Annotated in this window: 3 protein-coding genes and 1 pseudogene; all 4 read right to left on the reverse strand. The window is 41.8% G+C overall.

The genetic code is table 11. From position 1 onward, the window contains the following. Positions 1 to 372 precede the first annotated feature (372 nt). The 4 genes and pseudogenes from ACYTXL_RS12865 to ACYTXL_RS12880 all read right to left on the reverse strand — a co-directional run bounded on the left by ACYTXL_RS12865 (position 373) and on the right by ACYTXL_RS12880 (position 2552). Positions 373 to 978, reverse strand: coding sequence for a DUF2231 domain-containing protein (locus ACYTXL_RS12865; protein ID WP_461925097.1), 606 nt, complete (start codon positions 976 to 978; stop codon positions 373 to 375). Then, positions 975 to 1469 carry a DUF2231 domain-containing protein gene (locus ACYTXL_RS12870; protein ID WP_334791024.1) on the reverse strand — a complete coding sequence of 165 codons (495 nt, stop codon included), beginning with the start codon at positions 1467 to 1469 and terminating at the stop codon, positions 975 to 977. The genes ACYTXL_RS12865 and ACYTXL_RS12870 overlap by 4 nt, the downstream gene beginning before the upstream one ends. A gap of 340 nt (positions 1470 to 1809) precedes the next feature. Beyond that, positions 1810 to 2148 (reverse strand): element excision factor XisI family protein, encoded by a 339-nt coding sequence (locus tag ACYTXL_RS12875; RefSeq protein ID WP_461925098.1) that lies wholly within the window; start codon positions 2146 to 2148, stop codon positions 1810 to 1812. Continuing rightward, a pseudogene (locus tag ACYTXL_RS12880) lies at positions 2136 to 2552 on the reverse strand (XisH family protein). The gene ACYTXL_RS12875 and the pseudogene ACYTXL_RS12880 overlap by 13 nt, the downstream one beginning before the upstream one ends. Between the last annotated feature and the right edge of the window lie 192 nt (positions 2553 to 2744).

A 2744-nucleotide genomic window follows, 5' to 3' on the forward strand; every position in this document is an offset into this window, starting at 1 on the left:
ATGTAGCTTTAGCTGACCGCAGGGTATTGCCCCTACGCGTGTAGTTTTGCGTAAGGGACTTCCAAATAAAAAAATACTCAACTACTTCTTGTGGGCTGGGCGACACGAGCGCCCCTAAGCTAAGGCGGGCAAGATGCCCACCCCACAAGATTGGGTAATTTATTTGTTGGAAGTCCCTAAGTGCTATTTACATCCAGTTAATAGCCACAATTGCATTTCTTCTCTCCCAGACGCTACGCGAACATTTGGAACTTGCAATTTTGATAGGACTTACGCAAAAAACCTCTCAAACTTTTATTCCTCCGTGTCCTCTGTGGTTCGATTTTCCGTTGCTGTAAGTCCTGTTTGAATTGTTTAGTGCTTCTGGTTTGATTATTTAAGCAGCAAATCAGGATTTGTCCCCTCTTGGAGCAATTTTGCAGCAGTAACGTGAATTCCAAACTCTTCTCCCAATTGCGCTCCCAATGTTCCGTGAACATATAAAATGCCTAGTATCACAATGCCTAGTAACAAATAACTCCACTGCACCTGCCTAACTGAATCTTTGCGCCAACGATAGCGCTGTAAGCCTCTCCACACAGTCATTGCCACGATGATCCCCAACAGGAACACGCCACCCAAACCATGCAAAAGCATTGTCAAAGGGGCGCTCAAACCCCAAGCACTTTTTTCATTGACTGGTGGGTTTGCTAGCAGTAGCTCAAAAAATCCCACTGCAACAGTGAAAAAAGTGAGCGTTGCCGCCGCCAGCAGATTGTACCACCCGACATCGAAAAGACCCGCACGGATGGCAGGAAGACCTAAAAATTTGAAAATCGGTTTTTCTATAGGAAAGAATGTGCCTGCTATATCAAAGAGGACGGCGATGATGAATAAACCCAGCGTCAGATGCACCAGTTGCGGATGCATTGGGATTTCGTAGGGTAGCCCGTTAGCACCCAACTTCAATCCCAACTGCTGAATGAGCTGCGAGTTCATGGTGATACTCCCTTCTTCATCGCTTCAACGACTGGCTCAACATGCAGCCCGTATACCCAAAATAGCTTGCTCCCCAGATACACTTGTAAGAACACCAGACAAATTAAAAACATTGTCGCACCCAGATAAGCAGGTGGTACTTTGTGTGGGCTGCGGTTGCGAATCACAAAACGCCAAGCTGCGATCGCCACGACAATAGCCGCAAGTGACCAACCCAAAATGGTATGATAATTCAGGGTTGGCTGGACAGAAGCGTAAATGTTTGCTAAACCCGCTTCAAACTGACCAAATATCACTGCTAGAAAAATCGCGATCGCAGCAACAAACATATTCCAGAAACTTACCTCAAATAAACGCACGTTGCGAGTGAAATAGCCGACAACATCGCAGAAGAAAGAAAAAAACACCATCGCAATCACAAAATGAACGACGATCGGGTGCAGTGGGTCAGGGTATGGTAGATTCTGACTATTGAGTGGCAAGGCGGACATCGCTTTTTCCTTGGTATATCTAGGCGCTGTGATTACTTATTTTGGTCAAAATCAAATTCAGTATTGACTGTTTAAAGATTTTTAATTTTGCAAATACATCTAATAATATATAATTCCTAATCAGAGATATCTAAAAAGATCGCAAAGAAACTACTGCCTTAGGGGTAAATTGTTTTTGAAAAAACCTCAGTAGTCTTCTAGGGTGTGTTAGCGGAGCGTAACGCACCACAAGCTTGGAATGGTGAGTTACGGACTCCGTCCTAACACACATTTTTTCACAAATCAAATCGGATTACTGTATTTATTTATAATAACTAAAATAACTGGTAGCAAAGCAATTTCACCCTACCGCAAATTCCGTATATTGTCGTACAGAAGGTGCATAATACGCCAGGACAATTTCCTGCTTGGGTACACCTCGCGCTACTAACTGATCGGCGATCGCCTCTTCTGTGCCGTCATGCTGCACCCAAATTTTCCCATCTTTAATATCCACATGAATCACACAGCCATAAATCCGAGTGCTAGGGTTTTTCCAACCTACATTCACAAGCTGATAGCGATCATTTACTGTATCGAAAATCGTCTCACTGGTAATGGGATCAGTAGGCGATCGTAGTTGGGAGCGTTCAATTAGCAACTCCTGAATATATTGACGATACAAAACTACTTTATCCATTGGTAAATGTCCTGTTTTTCTATATCGTAAACCAAAAGCGAAATTTGATTGCGTTGAATCACCATTTGAATAAAAGAGTATGTGAAAAACCTTTTATAAATATCTAATGGAATAGCTAGATAAAGCATTCTCTCTGGATCATCTTCTTCTAGAGCAATGCGATAATTGATAAATTGTCCCACTGCCGTATGAAATTATGAAATCGTTGATGCTGCCAGAAACGTTTTGATTTCAACAGCAATTTTTTCATTATCCTTTGTAGCTGCTAATAATTGTTCAGCACCTGGATCAATGTAAAAATCAACAAACCCCAGATCAATGTGATAAGGATCATCGGTAATTGTCCATCCTTGATTTTGGAGGGCAGTCTTGACGATTTCATGAAACTTATCTTTAGCAGGCATCTTTATAATTAGTAATATGATATCTAGCGCAATGCTGGGCGGACTGGTTTGATTAATAACCACGATCAAACCTCCTGAATATTTAGACCTAAGACTATTTTGACATATTGCGAGAAATTAACCCTTCAAAGAAAGGCGATCGCTTGTAAATGATGAAATGACTTTTATTCTTTTTTTGACCTACCTAACTTT

The organism is Nostoc sp., from assembly GCF_054880495.1.

What these genes read in the sequence shown, in the direction of transcription:
- ACYTXL_RS12865 (WP_461925097.1), bottom strand. Translation starts at nt 978, where the DNA reads ATGAACTCGCAGCTCATTCAGCAGTTGGGATTGAAGTTGGGTGCTAAC.
- ACYTXL_RS12870 (WP_334791024.1), bottom strand. Translation starts at nt 1,469, where the DNA reads ATGTCCGCCTTGCCACTCAATAGTCAGAATCTACCATACCCTGACCCA.
- ACYTXL_RS12875 (WP_461925098.1), bottom strand. Translation starts at nt 2,148, where the DNA reads ATGGATAAAGTAGTTTTGTATCGTCAATATATTCAGGAGTTGCTAATT.